11 protein-coding genes are annotated in these 15,669 nt (G+C 64.4%); all 11 read right to left on the bottom strand.

Translation table 11 applies throughout. The annotated features are described in order from the left end of the window. Positions 1-111: 111 nt before the first annotated feature. The 11 genes from J3P85_RS15365 to J3P85_RS15315 all read right to left on the bottom strand — a co-directional run bounded on the left by J3P85_RS15365 (position 112) and on the right by J3P85_RS15315 (position 15,654). Positions 112-714, bottom strand: a complete 603-nt coding sequence (locus J3P85_RS15365; RefSeq protein ID WP_434702249.1) for a glutathione S-transferase — start codon at positions 712-714, stop codon at positions 112-114. Continuing rightward, positions 711-4,352 (bottom strand): AAA family ATPase, encoded by a 3,642-nt coding sequence (locus J3P85_RS15360; RefSeq protein WP_434702248.1) that lies wholly within the window; start codon positions 4,350-4,352, stop codon positions 711-713. The genes J3P85_RS15365 and J3P85_RS15360 overlap by 4 nt, the downstream gene beginning before the upstream one ends. Next, on the bottom strand, positions 4,349-5,593 hold the full coding sequence (locus J3P85_RS15355) for an exonuclease SbcCD subunit D C-terminal domain-containing protein (RefSeq protein WP_434702247.1): 1,245 nt from the start codon (positions 5,591-5,593) through the stop codon (positions 4,349-4,351). Before J3P85_RS15355 ends, J3P85_RS15360 begins: the two co-directional genes overlap by 4 nt. A 279-nt stretch (positions 5,594-5,872) precedes the next feature. Continuing rightward, the gene (locus J3P85_RS15350) at positions 5,873-7,510 is read right to left on the bottom strand and encodes a BatD family protein (RefSeq protein ID WP_434702246.1); all 1,638 of its coding nucleotides are present in this window, start codon (positions 7,508-7,510) and stop codon (positions 5,873-5,875) included. Continuing rightward, positions 7,507-9,243: a tetratricopeptide repeat protein gene (locus J3P85_RS15345; RefSeq protein WP_434702244.1), complete on the bottom strand. Its 1,737-nt coding sequence runs from the start codon at positions 9,241-9,243 to the stop codon at positions 7,507-7,509. The genes J3P85_RS15350 and J3P85_RS15345 overlap by 4 nt, the downstream gene beginning before the upstream one ends. Then, positions 9,240-10,319, bottom strand: coding sequence for a vWA domain-containing protein (locus J3P85_RS15340; RefSeq protein WP_434702243.1), 1,080 nt, complete (start codon positions 10,317-10,319; stop codon positions 9,240-9,242). The genes J3P85_RS15345 and J3P85_RS15340 overlap by 4 nt, the downstream gene beginning before the upstream one ends. Continuing rightward, positions 10,312-10,806 carry a DUF4381 domain-containing protein gene (locus J3P85_RS15335; protein WP_411387378.1) on the bottom strand — a complete coding sequence of 165 codons (495 nt, stop codon included), beginning with the start codon at positions 10,804-10,806 and terminating at the stop codon, positions 10,312-10,314. The genes J3P85_RS15340 and J3P85_RS15335 overlap by 8 nt, the downstream gene beginning before the upstream one ends. Continuing rightward, positions 10,803-11,747, bottom strand: a complete 945-nt coding sequence (locus tag J3P85_RS15330) for a DUF58 domain-containing protein (protein ID WP_434702241.1) — start codon at positions 11,745-11,747, stop codon at positions 10,803-10,805. The genes J3P85_RS15335 and J3P85_RS15330 overlap by 4 nt, the downstream gene beginning before the upstream one ends. 9 nt (positions 11,748-11,756) lie before the next feature. After that, entirely contained in the window at positions 11,757-12,716 is a 960-nt protein-coding gene (locus J3P85_RS15325) for an AAA family ATPase (RefSeq protein WP_039589986.1), read from the bottom strand. A 649-nt stretch (positions 12,717-13,365) separates the two neighbouring features. After that, positions 13,366-14,343, bottom strand: a complete 978-nt coding sequence (locus J3P85_RS15320) for an NAD(P)-dependent oxidoreductase (RefSeq protein ID WP_434702239.1) — start codon at positions 14,341-14,343, stop codon at positions 13,366-13,368. A 15-nt stretch (positions 14,344-14,358) separates the two neighbouring features. Next, a complete protein-coding gene (locus tag J3P85_RS15315; RefSeq protein WP_434702238.1) occupies positions 14,359-15,654 on the bottom strand; it encodes an MFS transporter in 1,296 nt (431 codons plus the stop codon). Positions 15,655-15,669 lie beyond the last annotated feature (15 nt).

Here is a 15,669-nt window from a genome sequence, read left to right as displayed (position 1 = left end):
GCAGCCCAGCGGGAGCAAGCTCCCTCGCCACAAAAGCCTCCTTAGCCACAAAAGCCCCTCTTAGCCATAGAAGCTCATTAGCCACAAAAAGTGCGCTAACTGGGCAAATGGTTACTTAGCCATGATCGCCACGAACAGCTCGGAATCCAGAAACCCCTGCAGCCAATCCTGTAGCCGAGGGTAGGGCGCCTGGGCAAACCAGTCGCGGTCGACATGGGCGAACTGCCGTATGAAGGGCAGCACGGCCACGTCGGCCAGGCTCGGGTGCTCCGCCGCCAGGAATGGCCGGGCTTCAAGCAATGCCTCCAGTCTGCGCAGAAAATCTTCGCCCTGGCTACGGTAATGTTCCTTCGAGTACTCGGGATGGCGTTCGGGGTATTTGTAGCGATTCAAGTGAAGCTTGAACACCCGGTCGTTTTCCTCGACCAACGCCGCTGTCAGCGCCTGGCCTTCGGGGTCGTCCCGTAGCCTCCAGTCTTGTGGATCATGCAGGTCCAAGGCCCAGCCCATGATCTCCAGGCTTTCATCGATCACCCGGCTATCGACTTGCAGCACCGGCACCGTGCCTTTGCTGGAGAGGGCGAGCATCTCGGCGGGCTTGGCTTTCAGGCTGACTTCGACAATCGCCACCTCGACCGCGCTGTAGCGCAAGGCCATGCGCGCCCGCATCGCATAGGGGCAACGGCGGAAGGAGTAGAGCGTGGCGCGACTCATTTCACCTCCACCGTGCTCAGCCCGTTGCCCTGGCGCCGCACCTGGATCTGCACCGGAATCCGCTCGTGCATTTCCTGCACGTGGGAGATCACCGCGACCTTGCGACCCTGGGCCTGCAAACCGTCGAGGGCGTCCATCGCCAGTTGCAGCGATTCGGGGTCGAGGCTGCCGAAGCCTTCGTCGATGAACAACGATTCGATCTTCAAGGTGCTGGACGCCATCGACGCCAGGCCCAAGGCCAGGGCGAGGGAGACCAGGAAGGTTTCGCCGCCGGACAACGAATGCACCGAGCGCAGTTCGTCGCCCATTTCCGTGTCCATCACCAGCAGCCCGAGCATGCTGCCGCCGCGCTTGAGCCGGTAGCGGCGCACCAGTTGCCGCAGTTGGGCATTGGCGTGGTGCACCAGCAAGTCGAGGTTGTACGCCTGGGCCAGCTTGCGGAAGCGATCACCGGTGGCCGAGCCGATCAGGGCATCGAGGCGTGCCCAGCGCTGGTATTCGGCGTAGGCCTGGTCGATCTGCTGGGCCAGGGCCTGGTCGGCGTTCTGCCGGCGCTGGTCCTCGGCCTGTTCGGCGCGCAGTTCGGCGCATCGCTGTTCACTGGCGGCGAATTGCGCTTGCAGCTCGGCGAGGGCTTCGGCGAGTTGCTCGGCGGCCAGGTTGCCGTTGTGCTGGGCCTGGTGATTGTTCAGGCGTTGTTCGCGTTCGGTGAGCAGGACGCGGGCCTGTTCGATGGCTTTTTCGCTGTTGAGCAAGCGCTGGCGCAACTGGCTGACCTGATGTTCGTCCAGGCCGAGCAGGGTTTGGAGGGCGGCATCGTCCAGTTCAGGATGGCCGTTGCGCCACTGCGCGATACCCGTATCCAGGGCCTGAAGTTCATGGTCCAGGGATTGTGCCTGTTCCTGGCGGGCCTTGAGTTCGGCGGCCAGTTGCACGAGGTTGTTGCGCAACTGCTGCAACTGCTGATTGGCCGTTGCCTCGGCCTCCCGGGTCTGTTCGAGGCTCTGGTCGAGTTGTTGCTGCCAGTGTTCGGCGCTGATGTGCTCACCGAGCAGTTGCGCGAGTTTTGCCTGGCCGGCCTGCTGTTGCTCGCTCAAGGTGCTGAATTGCACGCGGGCCGCTTCCAGTTGCTGGACGCGGGTCTGCTGGCGGTCCTGTTCTTTTTCCAGGGTCTGCTGGCGCTGGAGCTGTTCGCCCAGCTCGTCGCGTTGCTGGTCCAGTTGCGCCAGGCGCTGGGCGATCTGCTGGTCGAGCTGCAAGAAGGTCGCGGCGGGATCGCTGCGCAAAGCCTGCAAGGTGTCCGCCGGCAGCAGGGTGCTGAAGTGGCTCAATTCCTCGTCCAGGCGCTGGCGGTCGCGGGCCAGCGCTTGCTGCTGGTTGTCCAGGTGCTGTGAGGCCTGTTGGCTGGCGACTTCGGCCTCGCGCAGGCGCTGGCCCATCCGGGCGGCGTCTTGCTGCAGGGTCAGCAGGGCAGCTTGCCGTTGTTCGTCCTGGCTGATGTGCTGGTGCAGTTGGCTGTTCTGCTGGGCCAGCCAGGCGTCGCGCTTGCTCGAATCCTGGGCCAGCAGTTGCGCCGACAACGGGTGGGCTTCCAGGCTGGGCGCCAAGCCCTGTTGCTGGCTGGCGAGCTGTTCCTGCTGCTGTTTGAGCTCCTTGAGCTGGGCCATGACGCCGCTGTACTGCGCCCGTAGCTCGATGACTTTTTCGTTGAGCTGTTCGACGGCTTTGCGGGCGTTGGCCTCTTCGGACTCATCGAAGCGCCCGAGGTTTTCCAGCAGGGCTTCGGGTTGATGATAAGGATGCTCGACGCTGCCGCACACCGGGCAGGGTTGCTTGTCCTGCAACTGGGCGCGCAGTTGCTCGACGCTTTCGCTGCGGGCCAGGCGCTGGCGTGCCAGCAGTTCGCGGGTCACGGTCAGGGCCTGCTCGGCAATGGTCAGTTCGGCCTTGGCTTCGCCGCCCTCACGCACCAAGCGGTCACGTTCCTGCAACGCTTGTTGCTGGCGTTGTTCGAGTTCGGCGCCGCGTTTGTCCAACTCTTGCTGACTGGCCCATAGCCGGGTCAGTTCTTCGAACGCGCGCAGTTGCTTGCGGTTGTCTTGCAGCAGGTTGCCGAGCAATTGGATCTGTTCGGCCACCGCGTCGGGCTCGGCGTCCGCTTCCTTGTACAGTACCTCGAGGTCTTGTCGGCGGCTGGCCAGTTCTTCGGCGGCGCGGGCGGCGCTGTGTTCCAGTGTGGCGAGTTCGGCCTGGCCCTGGTTCAGGCGATTGCCGATCAGCATCAGTTGTTGGAGGCGATCGCGATAGGCGTTCCAGGCGTCGCTCAGCGGCGCCAGGTGGGTGCTTTGCTCAAGTTCGCCGGCGATGCGCTGCAAGCGCTCGGCCACCTGTTTTTGCTGGTCGAGCAAGGTATCGATGGTGCACTGGCCTTCGGTGCACGCCTGTTGCGCCTGTTCCTGGCGCTCGGCGGCCTGGCTGGTGTCCTTGGCGAGGCGGGCCAGGCTGCTTTGCTCTTCAAAGGCCTGGCGCAGCAACGGCGCGCAGTCGCTGCTTTGTTGCCGGGCTGCGGCCTGTGCCAGTTGCGCGGCGTCCAGGCGTTTTTCCAGTTCGGCCTGTTGTTCATGCAAGTCGATCTGCTGTTGGGTGAGCTGCTGGATCTGCCCGGCCAGGGGGTCGAGTTGTCGGCTCAACTCCGTCTGACGAATGAACTGATGGCGCTGGGGCGCCAGTTGTTCCAGTCGGGTCAGTTTCAGGCGTTCGTCGGCCAGGGCGTCCCAATCGACCTGGGCCTGTTGCAACTGCTCTGCGGCGCTGGCGTGTTCGTCCTGCAGCTGGCGCAGGTCTCGCAGCCAGGTGTGTTGCTGTTCCAGTTGCTTGAGCTGCGCCTGCTGGGTCTTGAGCTGCTGCTGGGCGTCATTGAAACGCTGGTCCAGCTCGGCCCGGGCTTCGGGAGCCAGCGGCGTGACGCCGCTGGCCTGGTCCTGCAATTGCCGGTGGCTGTCCTTGGCTTGCTTGGCCTTGTCGAAGGCACGGCGGCCGAGGCGGGTATACAGGGCGGTGTCGGTGAGTTTTTCCAGCAGTTCGCTGCGGTCGTTGTCATCGGCCTTGAGGAACGCGCTGAACTCGCTCTGGGCCAGCAACACGGCGCGGGTGAACTGCTCGAAGTTCAGGCCCAGGGCGGCTTCGAGCTGGGTCTTGTATTCGCCTTTCTGGCTCGCCAGCAGTTGATCGTTGTCCAGGTCCCGCAGGCTCTGGCGGCTGGCTTGCAATTTGCCGCCGGCCTTTTCCCTGGCGCGATTGGCTTCCCAGCGGGCCCGATAGCGGCGCCCATCGATGCCACGAAAATCCACTTCGGCAAAACCGTCGCCGGTGCCACGGCGCAACAGCGTGCGCGGGTCGCCCGTGGCGATCTCGCCATCGACGTCCGGCACCTTGGCGTCGCGCCCGGTGTTGTTGAGACGCGGCACGGCGCCGAACAGCGCCAGGCACAAGGCGTCGAGCAGCGTGCTCTTGCCGGCGCCCGTGGGGCCGGTAATGGCGAACAGGCCGGCGCTGGCCAAGGGCTCGGCGGTGAAATCGATTTCAAAAGGCCCGGCCAGGGACGCCAGGTTCTTGAGGCGGATCGCGAGAATCTTCATGGCTGCTCGCTCTCCATCTGCACGTCTTGCAACAGCACGGCAAAGTCCTTGAGGGTTTGTTCGTCCACTTCGTTGCCGTAGGTGTCCTGCCAGGCGCGGCTGAACAGTTCCTGCGGGCTGAGCTGATCCAGCTCCACCAACGCACCATTGTCATCGGCGCCGCCAGTGCCACCGTTGCCGGCGTACTCGGCGCCAATCCGTACCAGGCGCACGGCCTTGCCTTGCAACGCGGTTTCAACCTGGTGGCGCAGGTCCGGCTGCGGTTCGTCGAGGCGCACCCGCACCTCCAGCCAGGGTTGGCGCTGGATGTCGGCCAGCAGGTCGATGTCGGGCAGCTCCTTGAGTTGCCCGAGAATATCGGCCAGGGGGGCCGGGCCCAGGCGTTGGAGGTTGACGGCCCGGGGAATCAGGCGTGGTTCGACCTTGACCAGGGTCTCGCCGTCCAGCGTGACGTCGAGAATCTGGTGCTGGTAGCCAATCTCCGAGAACGACAGTGGGATCGGCGAGCCGCTGTAGCGGATGCGCTCTTCACCGTTGACCTTTTGCGGCTTGTGCAAGTGGCCGAGGGCGACGTAGCTGATGCTCGGGCCGAACAGGCTGGCGGGCAGGGCCTCGGCGTTGCCGATGATCAGGCTGCGCTCGGAATCCTCGGACACCGAGCCGCCGGCCATGTGCGCATGGCTGACGGCGATCAGCGCCTGGCCTTTCTTGCGCTTGCTGTTGGCAGCAGCGATCAGCCACTCATGCACCTGGCCGATGCCCCGCAGGTAATCGTCACCCAGTTGCGCGCCGGTGACTTCGGCGGGGCGCAGGAACGGCAGGGCCAGGCACCACGCCTTGACCTTGCCCTTGGCATCGGGCAACGGCAACAACAGCCGCTCGACGTCCAATTGGCCGTCGTCCAGCCACAGCACCCGGCCCAACGCGTGGGTGCGCAAGCGGCGCATCAGCGGCGCGGGCAATTCGATGCGCGAGCCGGAGTCGTGGTTGCCGGCGATCATGACAATGGTCAGGTTGGCGTTTTGTTCATGGGCGCTGACGATGAAATCATACAGCCGCTCCTGGGCTTTGACCGGCGGGTTGACGGTGTCGAAGATGTCACCGGCGATCAGCAGCACGTCGGGTTTTTCCTGGCTCAGCTGACGTAGCAGCCAATCGAGGAAGCAGGCGTGTTCGAAATCGCGTTCCTGGCCGTGCAGGTTTTGCCCCAGGTGCCAGTCGGAGGTGTGAAACAGACGCAAGGTGAACTCCAGAAACAGATGATGGCCGCGGTGAAGAGGGGGGCGGCTAAAAGAAGGAGAGTTTACTGGGAAACGGAGGGGAGGATTTGGTCAACTTCATTGGATCTATCTGAACACGACCCTGTGGCGAGGGAGCTTGCTCCCGCTCGATTGCGTAGCAATCGCCAAAAAGGGGCTGCTGCGCAGCCCAGCGGGAGCAAGCTCCCTCGCCACAAAAGCTAAAAAGCTAAAAAGCTAAAAAGCTGTGGAGCTGTGAAGGCTGCAAAACAGAGGTTTGGGCTATTTAGGGTAAAGCGGCGGCAATCCGGAATCACCCGCCGAATCCAGCGCCCCTTCGGTGGGCGGGATGGTACGAATGGCCCGCCACAAGTCTTCGCCTTGCCAATGCTGGCCGGTTTCGCTGTAGAGCGCGCCGTTGAGACCGTCGAGGGCGTCGGACAGCGGCACGAAACGCGCGGCCATGTCGGCCAGGGTTTCCGGTTGCTGGCGGGCCCAGGCGTCAAGGGCTTGGCGGGTGGCGTGGGGGTCGTTGGCCAGGCAGGTGCGCTTGAGGTCGTCCAGCAGGGTGCGTGGGCTCGGTCCGGCCTGGGTCGAGCGCAGGATCGCCGGCTGCCAACGGGCGCGCCACCACAAGCCGAAGCCGAGCAGCGTCGTGCAGGCCAGGATCAGGCTGCTCAGTTGCCAATACCACAGGGTCTCGCTGTCCACCGTGGTCACGATCTGCGTCGTGCTGGCCGGCGTATCCACCATCAGGCTCGGATTGTTCGCCACTTGCAGGGTCCGCGCCGGGAGGCTGGTGCGGTCCAGGTGATCTTCCAGGGTGTTCCACCAGACCACTTCCACCGGGGGCAGCTCGATGGTGCCGCTGCGGTTGGGCACCAGCGCCTCGCGGTCCTCGCGGCTGCCCACCAGCCCGCGTTCACTGCTGCGGCTGCTCAGTACCGGTTGGTCTGGATAACGCCGCAGGCCATTGATCTCGGTGGCCGGCAACGGTGGCAACTGGGCGCTGGCCAGGCCTTCGGCTTCCAGGGTCAGGCTGCGGGTCAGGGAATCGCCGACCTGGCTGTGGGTTGGCTCCGGGCTCCAGCTCTCGCTCAAGGACAGACTGCGTGCCGGCAGCCAGGGCACGTCGGCCGGGTAGCTGGCCGGCTTGGGTTTGACGCTCAGCAGCAGTTGCTCGGAGCTGACTCGCATCAATTGGCCGGGCTTGGGGCCTGAAGGGGCGGCGTTCTGGGCCACCGGTTCGACCAGGGTGGCACTGAAGGTCTGGGCCGGAATCGTCAGCTCGCCGCTGCGCTGCGGGTAGATCCCATAACGCAGTTCGATGACGCCATGGCGCACATCGTTGATGACTTTTTCATAGGTGCGCGATTCGCCCAGTTGTTCGGTGCGCGCATCGGGGATGTGCAATGGCGTGAGGCTGCTGTCGTCGTACAGCGACACCGAATGATAGATGCGCAGGGTCAGGATCGCCTGGGCCTGCACATACACGTCGTGCTGGTCGAGGCTGGCTTCGATGAACACTGGCGCCAGGGTTCCCGAGGCGTTGCGGGTTTCGCTTTCGATGACTTGCAGGGTGATCGGCTGGCTGCTCACTTCGCCCAGTTGCAGCGGCGGAATGACCACGGTGCCGCTTCGACGTGGCAGCAGGGTGATGATCCAGCGAGTGGTGGCGCGGTTCTCGCCGTCGAGGGTCGTCAACTGATTGACCTGGCGGGTGCCGCGCACATCGAACAAGGCCTGGAGCGGGCCCAGGTCGGGTTTGCCGAACAACGTGGCGTCATTGGATTCCAGGGTCAGTTCCACCGTTTCCCCGGAGTTCAGGCGGCTGCGGTCCACACTGGCCGTCAGCTGTGCAGCCTGGGTTCCAGAGGCCCAGAGCAGCAAGGCGAGGAGGTAGGCGGTGAAGCGGGTCATGGGGTTTTTCCCTGGGCCTGATGGCTTTGCTGTTCATACCAGAATTTACGCCTGAGCAGCTCGCCGGGGTTATCCGGGATCTGGCGCAACCATTGTTCCATGGCCTGGCGTTGTTCTTCTTCATTGCGCTGGCCGCCGGCGGGACGCAGCGGCGGCGTGGTGGTCTGTTCGTCAGGCAGCTCGCTACCCGGCACATCCTGGGCGGTGGGCGGCTGTGCGGCCCGTGGGGGCTGGGATTCGTCCGGCGTCGCGGTGGTCTCGGTGGATGGCTGTCCCGGTTCGGAAGACTGGCTCGTCGAAGGGCTATCCAGCGTTTGCTCGGAGGGGGCTGGCTCCTCGTTTTCCGCGGGCTTGGGCTCTGGCGCCGGTGGTGCCTGCTCCTTCAACAGGCTCTGCACCAGCGCCTTGTTGGTCTGGGCCGGGCGCAGGTCGGGTTGCAATTCCAGGGCTTGTTCGTAGGCATCCAGTGCGGCCTCCAGCTCACCGCTCTTGGCCAGGGCGTTGCCACGATTGTAGTGGGCTCGGGCGTCGTTGCCTTCGGCGAAGCGCCGGGCGGCTTCGCTGTATTGACCGGCTTCGTACAGGGCGACGCCTTGCCATTGGCTGTCCTCGAAGCGGGCGGCGGCTTCGGCGGGGCGCTTTTGCTTGAGCAAGTGCTGGCCCTGTTGATCGGCGCGCAACCACAGGTCCTGGAATTCGAAGGCGTGGCCAGTTTGCGGCAACACGAACAGCAGCGGCAGGCAGAACAGCCAGCCTCGACGTCCGGCGCAGGCGGCCAGCAGCAACAATGGCAGGAGCAGCCAATAACCCTGGTCGGCCCAGGTGTCCAGGCGCAACGTCTGGCCGTCACTGCGCAGATGGCGAGGACCGTCCAGCAGGCCCAGGCCGCGCAGGTCGCTGTCATCCAGCCGCGCCGGTCGGTAGCGGCCATCCAGCTCATTGGCGAAGGCCTTGAGGCCCGGGCTGTCCAGGCGCGGCACCAGGATCGAACCCTGGGCATCCTTGAGGTAACTGCCATCTTCCTGGGCCACCGGTGCGCCTTCCCGGGTGCCGATGCCCAGCATCAGCCATTGCGTGGCGGAACCGTCCAGGACTTGGCGGATGCCTTCACGTTCCTGTTCGTTCAACGACGAACCGATCAGCAGGATCCGACCGTGGCCGAGTTCACCCTGGTCCAACAGGGCCATGGCCTTATGGACCGCCAGGTCGGCGCGATGACCGCCTTGGGGCATGATCGACGGCGCGAGGGCTTCGAGCAGGTTGGCGCTGGTGGCCAGGTCGTCGGACAGCGGCACCAGCGTGTGGGCGCTGCCGGCATAGACAATGATCGCGGTCTGGGCATCGCTGCGGTTCTGCAGCAGGTCCAGCAACTTGCGCCGGGCCTGTTCCAGGCGCGTCGGCGGGACGTCGGTGGCGAGCATTTCCGGGGTCAGCTCCAGTATCACCACCAGCGGATCGGCGGGTTTCTGGCTGGTCTGCTCGACCCGAGCCCAGCTCGGCCCCAGCAACGCCAGCACGATCAACAGCCAACCCAGGCCCAGGGCAATCCACGGCAGCCGGCTTTCCCGGCCACTGCCGCCACTGAGCAGCACGGCGTGGAAGGCCGGCGGCAAGATCATCTGCCAGCGGCCCACTCGCTTCTGCCGATGCCACAGTTGCCAGAGCAACCAGCCCAGCAACGGCAGCAGCAACACGAACCAGGGGCGCAGCCAGTGTGGCCAGAGGGCGATCATCGACGCCTCCGCAAGCGCAGCCGCTTGAGCCGTTGACGCCACTCGGTGTGTTGGGCCGGTTTGAACAGCGCCTGGTTAAGCAGGCGCTGCAGTGGATTGTCCGGCCAGCGCACCCTGGCCGCCAGCAGCACGCTCAGCAACAGCGCAACGGTCAGGGGCCAGTGATACAGCGCCAGGGCAGGGCGTGCTTGGGTCGGTTGCTGGGTCACCGGTTCGAGCTGGTCGAGGGTGGCCTTGATCGCCAGCAGTTGCTCACCATCCTGGGCGCGGAAATAACGACCGCCCGTGACCTGGGCAATGTCCTTGAGGGTCGGCTCGTCGAGGTCCAGGCTCGGGTTGACGCCGAGGAAGCCCGCCGTGCCGCTTTGTTCCGGGTCGGCACCGATGCCGATCGGGTAGATTTTCACGCCTTCGTCGGCGGCCAGTTGCGCGGCAGTCAATGGATCGATTTCGCCGCCGTTGTTGGCACCGTCGGTGACCAGGATCAACACGCGACTGTGGGCCGGACGCTGGCGCAGGCGCTTGAGGGCCAGGCCGATGGCGTCGCCAATGGCGGTATTCTTGCCGGCAATGCCGATGCGCGCCTCGTCGAGCCAGCGCCGCACGGTGCGACGGTCGAAGGTCAGCGGCGCCTGCAAGTAGGCCTGGCTGCCAAACAGGATCAGGCCGACCCGGTCACCTTCGCGGCCTTCGAGAAAATCCCCGAGCATGTGCTGGACCAGCGTGAGGCGGCTGACTTCTTCGTCCTTCCACTGCATGTCGGGAAAGTCCATGGAGCCCGAGACGTCCACCGCCACCAGCAGGTCGCGACCGCTGGCGGCAATGGGCAACGGTTCCCCCAACCACTGCGGCCGGGCGGCGGCGATCAGCAACAGCAGCCAGAGCAGGATAAAAGGTGCCTGTTGTCGCCAGGTCGGCAGATTGGCCCGGGCCCGACGGCCCACCAGGCCTTCCAGGTCGCCGAGGAAACTGACCTTGAGCGCCGGCTCGCCGCTGTCGGCCGCCGGCAACACCAGGCGCATCAGCCAGGGCAACGGCAACAGGGCGAACACCCATGGCCAGGCAAATTCAAACATGTTTGCGAATCCAGATTTCCACCGCCTGGGTCAGACCGGCGATGGCTTTGTCGTCGAGCTTGCATTCGGGTTTGTAAGCGCCTTCCACCAGTACCATCCAGCGTGTCAGGCCGGCGGCCGGGCAACGGTTGTCGAGGAAGGCCAGCCATTTGCGCCCGTTGAGGGTGTGGCTCTGGCTGTAGGGGTAATGGTTGCGACACAGACGCTTGAGCAACCCGTTGAGTTGCTGTAGCCAGGCACCGGCCGGCGCGCCGTCGTAGGGTTTGGGCAGCCGGGCGAGTTCGGCCAGGGCGGCCACGCGCACCGGGTCCAGGGGTTGCTCGGTGCGGTCCGTGGTGCGCTTGGCGGGAATGAAGCGGCGCAAATGCCACAGCCCCAGGCCCAGCAGCGGCAACAGCACCAGCAGCAACCACCAGCCCGGCGCGGGTGGCCAGAAGCCGATGGGCGGTGGCGCCATCAACGGTTGCAGTTGATCGAGACTGCTCATCGGCTTTTCCCGGCCCGCTTGGGGTTCAGGTATTCGCGCAGTTGCTCGACCATGTCGCCCTGGGTGCTCAGGGGCATCATCAGGATTCGCAGCTTCTGCGCCAGCAGCTCCCAACGTTCCTGGCGAGCGTCGGCCTGGGCGCGATAGGCCTGGCGCAGCTCGAAATTCAGGGTGTCGAGTTCCAGTTGGGCATCGCGTTGGGCGAAGCGCAGCAAGCCGGCGGCGGGCAAGGCGTGGTCCAGTGGGTCCGACAGCGGCAGCAGCAACAGGTCGCAATGGCGCGACAGCAGGCTCAGTTGCTGCTCGGCGCTGTCGGACAAGGCACGCTCGTCGCAAATCACGATCACCAGGCTGCCGGGCCGCAGCACTTCCCGGGCTCGACGCAGGGCGATGCCGAACGAATCGCGGTCCGGCTCGCCCTCGGTGTGCAGCGATTGGTTGACCCGCACCAGCCGGTTGAGCAATTGCAGAAGGCTCTGTTTGCTGCGCCGTGGCTTGACCTCGTAATGGGTGTTGTTGCCGAACACCAGGCCGCCGACCCGGTCGTTGTGTCCCAGCGCGGCCCAGCCGATCAGGCTGGCGGCCTGGGCGGCGAGCACCGACTTGAACATCAACCCCGAGCCGAAGAACAGCCGATGGCTTTGCTCGATCATGATGAAGATCGGCCGCTCGCGTTCTTCGTGGAACAGTTTGGTGTGGGGTTCCTGGGTCCGGGCGGTGACGCGCCAGTCAATGGTGCGTACGTCGTCGCCGGCCTGGTAGACCCGCACCTGGTCGAAATCCACCCCGCGCCCACGCAGCTTGGAGTGATGCAGGCCGATCAGCGGGCTGCGTTGGCCCGGTGTCGAGAACAATTGCACCTCGCGCACGCGATGGCGCATCTCGATCAGCTCCGAAAGGCTGACGCGGATGCCCGGTGCGGGCGCCAGGGGGTTATTCATGACGCATGCTCAAGCGACAGCGACGACGTCGAGAATCCGCTGCACGACCCGGTCCTGGTCGATGCCGGCGGCCTCGGCTTCGAACGACAGGATGATGCGATGGCGCAGCACGTCGAACAGCACGGCCTGGATATCTTCCGGGCTGACAAAGTCGCGTCCGGCCAGCCAGGCATGGGCACGGGCACAGCGGTCAAGGGCGATGGAACCCCGCGGGCTGGCGCCGTAGGCAATCCACTCGGCCATCTCCGGGTCGAACTTGGCGGGGTTGCGGGTGGCCATGATCAGTTGCACCAGGTATTCCTCCACGGCGTCGGCCATGTACAAGCCGAGGATCTCCTTGCGCGCGGAGAAGATCGCCTGCTGGCTCACGCGACGTTCGGGCTTGGTCTCGCCATTCAACGCTTCACCCCGGGCCTGCTGGAGAATGCGGCGTTCCACGGCGGCATCGGGAAAACCGATCTTGACGTGCATCAGGAACCGGTCGAGCTGGGCTTCGGGCAACGGGTAGGTGCCTTCCTGCTCGATCGGGTTCTGCGTGGCCATCACCAGGAACAGCGGCGACAGCTCATAGGTGCTGCGTCCGACACTGACCTGACGCTCGGCCATGGCTTCGAGCAAAGCCGACTGGACCTTGGCCGGGGCGCGGTTGATTTCATCCGCCAGCACCAGGTTATGGAAGATCGGCCCTTGCTGGAACACGAAACTGCCGGTTTCCGGCCGGTAGATTTCCGTGCCGGTGATGTCGGCAGGCAGCAGGTCAGGGGTGAACTGAATGCGATGGAATTGCGCTTCAATGCCTTCGGCCAACTCTTTGATGGCCTTGGTTTTTGCCAGCCCAGGCGCACCTTCCACCAGCATATGACCGTCGGCAAGCAGGGCGATGAGCAGGCGCTCGATGAGTTTTTCCTGGCCGAGAATCTGCGTTGAAAGAAAGGTTCGCAGCGCCAGCAGCGCTTCACGATGTTCCATCGGTGACTGTTCCTGGAAAGGGTGGCCCCAGGCGTTCGGATAACGCCGGGGCTGGGGGCGTTACTTTAATGCATGGCAGGGGGTGGCGACTAACGGGATTTTGTCTGGTGTGCGGATTTGTGATCGGTTTGGACCTGGCGTGGGAGCGGGTTTGCTCGCGAAGACGTAGTGTCAGGCAACATTTTCGTCGGCTGACCCACCGCCTTCGCGAGCAAGCCCCCACAGGGGGATTGGCGGTGGACGCAGGAGCTGGGAACACCACAGATCCAGTGTGGGAGCGAGCTTGCTCGCGATGACAACGGCACATTCAACTTCAATGCAGCCTGACCCACCGCTATCGCGAGCAAGCTCAGCTCCCACAGGGATTGGCGGTGGACGCAGGAGCTGGGAACACCAGATCCAGTGTGGGAGCGAGCTTGCTCGCGATGACAACGGCACATTCAACTTCAATGCAGCCTGACCCACCGCTATCGCGAGCAAGCTCAGCTCCCACAGGGATTGGCGGTGGACGCAGGAGCTGGGAACACCACAGATCCAGTGTGGGAGCCGAGCTTGCTCGCGATGACGGCGGCACATCCAACTTCAATGCAGCCTGACCCACCGCTATCGCGAGCAAGCTCGGCTCCCACAGGAGTTGGCGGTGAATGACTCAGCTCTTCCATGCCCCCGCATTCACCAGATTCACCGGCCGTTCCCCCGCCAATGCCGCCAGCAGGTTCTCCACCGCACAACGCGCCATCGCTACCCGGGTCTCATGGGTGGCCGAGCCCATGTGCGGCGTCGCTACCACGTTGTCCATCTGTAACAACGGCGAATCGGCATTCAAGGGTTCATGCTCGAACACATCCAGACCGGCGCCACGGATCTGCCGGTTGCGCAGGGCGTCGATCAACGCCGCTTCGTCCACCACTTTGCCCCGGGAGATATTGATGAAGATGCTCTCGGGGCGCATCTGCGCGAACGCCTGGGTGCCGATCAGCCCCTGGGTTTCGGCTGTGAGCGGCAAGGTCAGGCAGATGAAATCCGCCTGCTGCAACAGCGTTTCGAGGTTGCAATAACGGGCGCCGAACCGTTGCTCGACCGCAGGCTTGGGCGAATGGCTGTGGTAGAGCACCGGCATGCCGAAGCCGAAATGCCCGCGTTGGGCCAGGGCTTCGCCGATGCGTCCCATGCCGATGATGCCCAGGGTCTTGCCATGGACATCGCTCCCAAAATGCCGCGGTCCGATGTTTTCCCGCCATTGGCCGGCACGGACCAGGTTGGCCAGTTCGACCACGCGGCGCGCGGTTGCCAGGATCAAGGCAAACCCGGTGTCGGCGGTGGTTTCGGTCAGCACGTCCGGGGTGTTGCTGAGCAGGATCCGGCGTTCGGTCAGGTAGTCGATGTCATAGTTGTCGACCCCCACCGAAACGCTGGCAATGGCTTGCAGGTTCGGCGCCAGGTCCAGCAGCGCCGCATCCAGCTTGAGGCTGGCGCCCAGCAGGCCGTGGGCCGTGGGGAGGGCGGCGCGCAGTTGCGCCAGGCCCTGGGCGTCGAGGCGTTCGATGAGCGTGACTTGGGCCCGCGCTTGCAGGCGTTCCATCAGTTGCGCTGACAGTTTCTTGTACAACACCACGTGCTTTTTCATGGGATTTCCGATTCGTTAGCGGGCAGACGCTGGGTGACGCGTCACGGTTTTGGACACGACCCGGTCGCTGGCGCCGGGCTTGAGGGCGAGGGTCAGTACCACCGACAGCAGCAACGCACCGCTCATCAGCAGGAAGGACATGCCAGGGGAGCCGGTGGTGCCGTTGAGGTAGCCCACCAGGTACGAGCCGCCGAACGAACCCAGCGCGCCCATGCTGTTGATCAAGGCCATGGCACCGCCGGCGACATTGGCCGGGAGAATTTCCGGAACGATGGCGAAGAACGGCCCGTACGGTGCATACATGCACGCGCCGGCGATCACCAGCAAGCCATAGGACCACCAGAAGTGCTCGGCCCCCAGCAGGTAGGAGGCGTAGAACGCGATGGAGGCGATCAGCAGCGGCGGCCAGACGAAACGCTTGCGCTTCTGTGCCTTGTCCGACGCCCAGGACACCACCAGCATGCCAATTACCGCTGCCAGGTATGGCAAGGACGACAGCCAGCCGGCCTCGACCATGTTCATCTGCAGGCCGGCCTTGAGGATCGACGGCAACCACAGCACAAACCCGTAGACGCCGATGCTCCAGCAGAAGAACTGCAACGCCAGGATGATGACTTTGGGCGAGCGGAAGGCTTCGGCGTAGTTCTTCACCGCCTTGATGCCGACCTGCTCGGCCGCCAAGGCACTTTCCAGATCGTGTTTTTCCTGGTCGCTGAGCCACTTGGCCTGGGCCGGGCGATCATCGGCCAGGCGCCACCAGACAAAGGCCCAGAGCACCGCCGGCAAACCTTCGATGATGAACATCCAGCGCCAGTCGAATTGCTGCACCAGGTAACCCGAGACCACCGACATCCACAGCATGGTCACCGGGTTACCGAGTATCAGGAAGGTATTGGCCCGCGAACGTTCGGCCCGGGTGAACCAGTGGCACAGGTACACCAGCATCGCCGGCATCACGGCGGCCTCGACCACCCCGAGCATGAAGCGGATCACGATCAGCCAGTAGGCATTGGAGACGACGCCGGTCAGGGTGGCCAGCGAACCCCAGAGGATCAGGCTGACGAAGATCAGCTTCTTCACGCTGTGCTTTTGCGCGTAGATCGCCCCGGGGACCTGGAAGAAAAAGTAGCCGAGGAAAAACAGTGCGCCCAGCAGCGACGACAGTCCTGGGGTGATCATCAGGTCCTCGGCCATGCCCGAGGCGGCGGCGAAGCCATAGTTGGCCCGGTCCAGGTAGGCCAGGCTGTAGGTGATGAAGACGATGGGCATGATGTACCACCAGCGGCGGGTGGCGAGGTTGGGCGTTTGCATGTCGTTGACTCCTGA

Source organism: Pseudomonas sp. Z1-12 (assembly GCF_051132015.1).
GTDB lineage: Bacteria > Pseudomonadota > Gammaproteobacteria > Pseudomonadales > Pseudomonadaceae > Aquipseudomonas > Aquipseudomonas zanjanensis.
The sequence above is the reverse complement of the archived record's forward strand: the minus strand, read 5'-3'. Positions and strand labels throughout refer to the sequence as shown.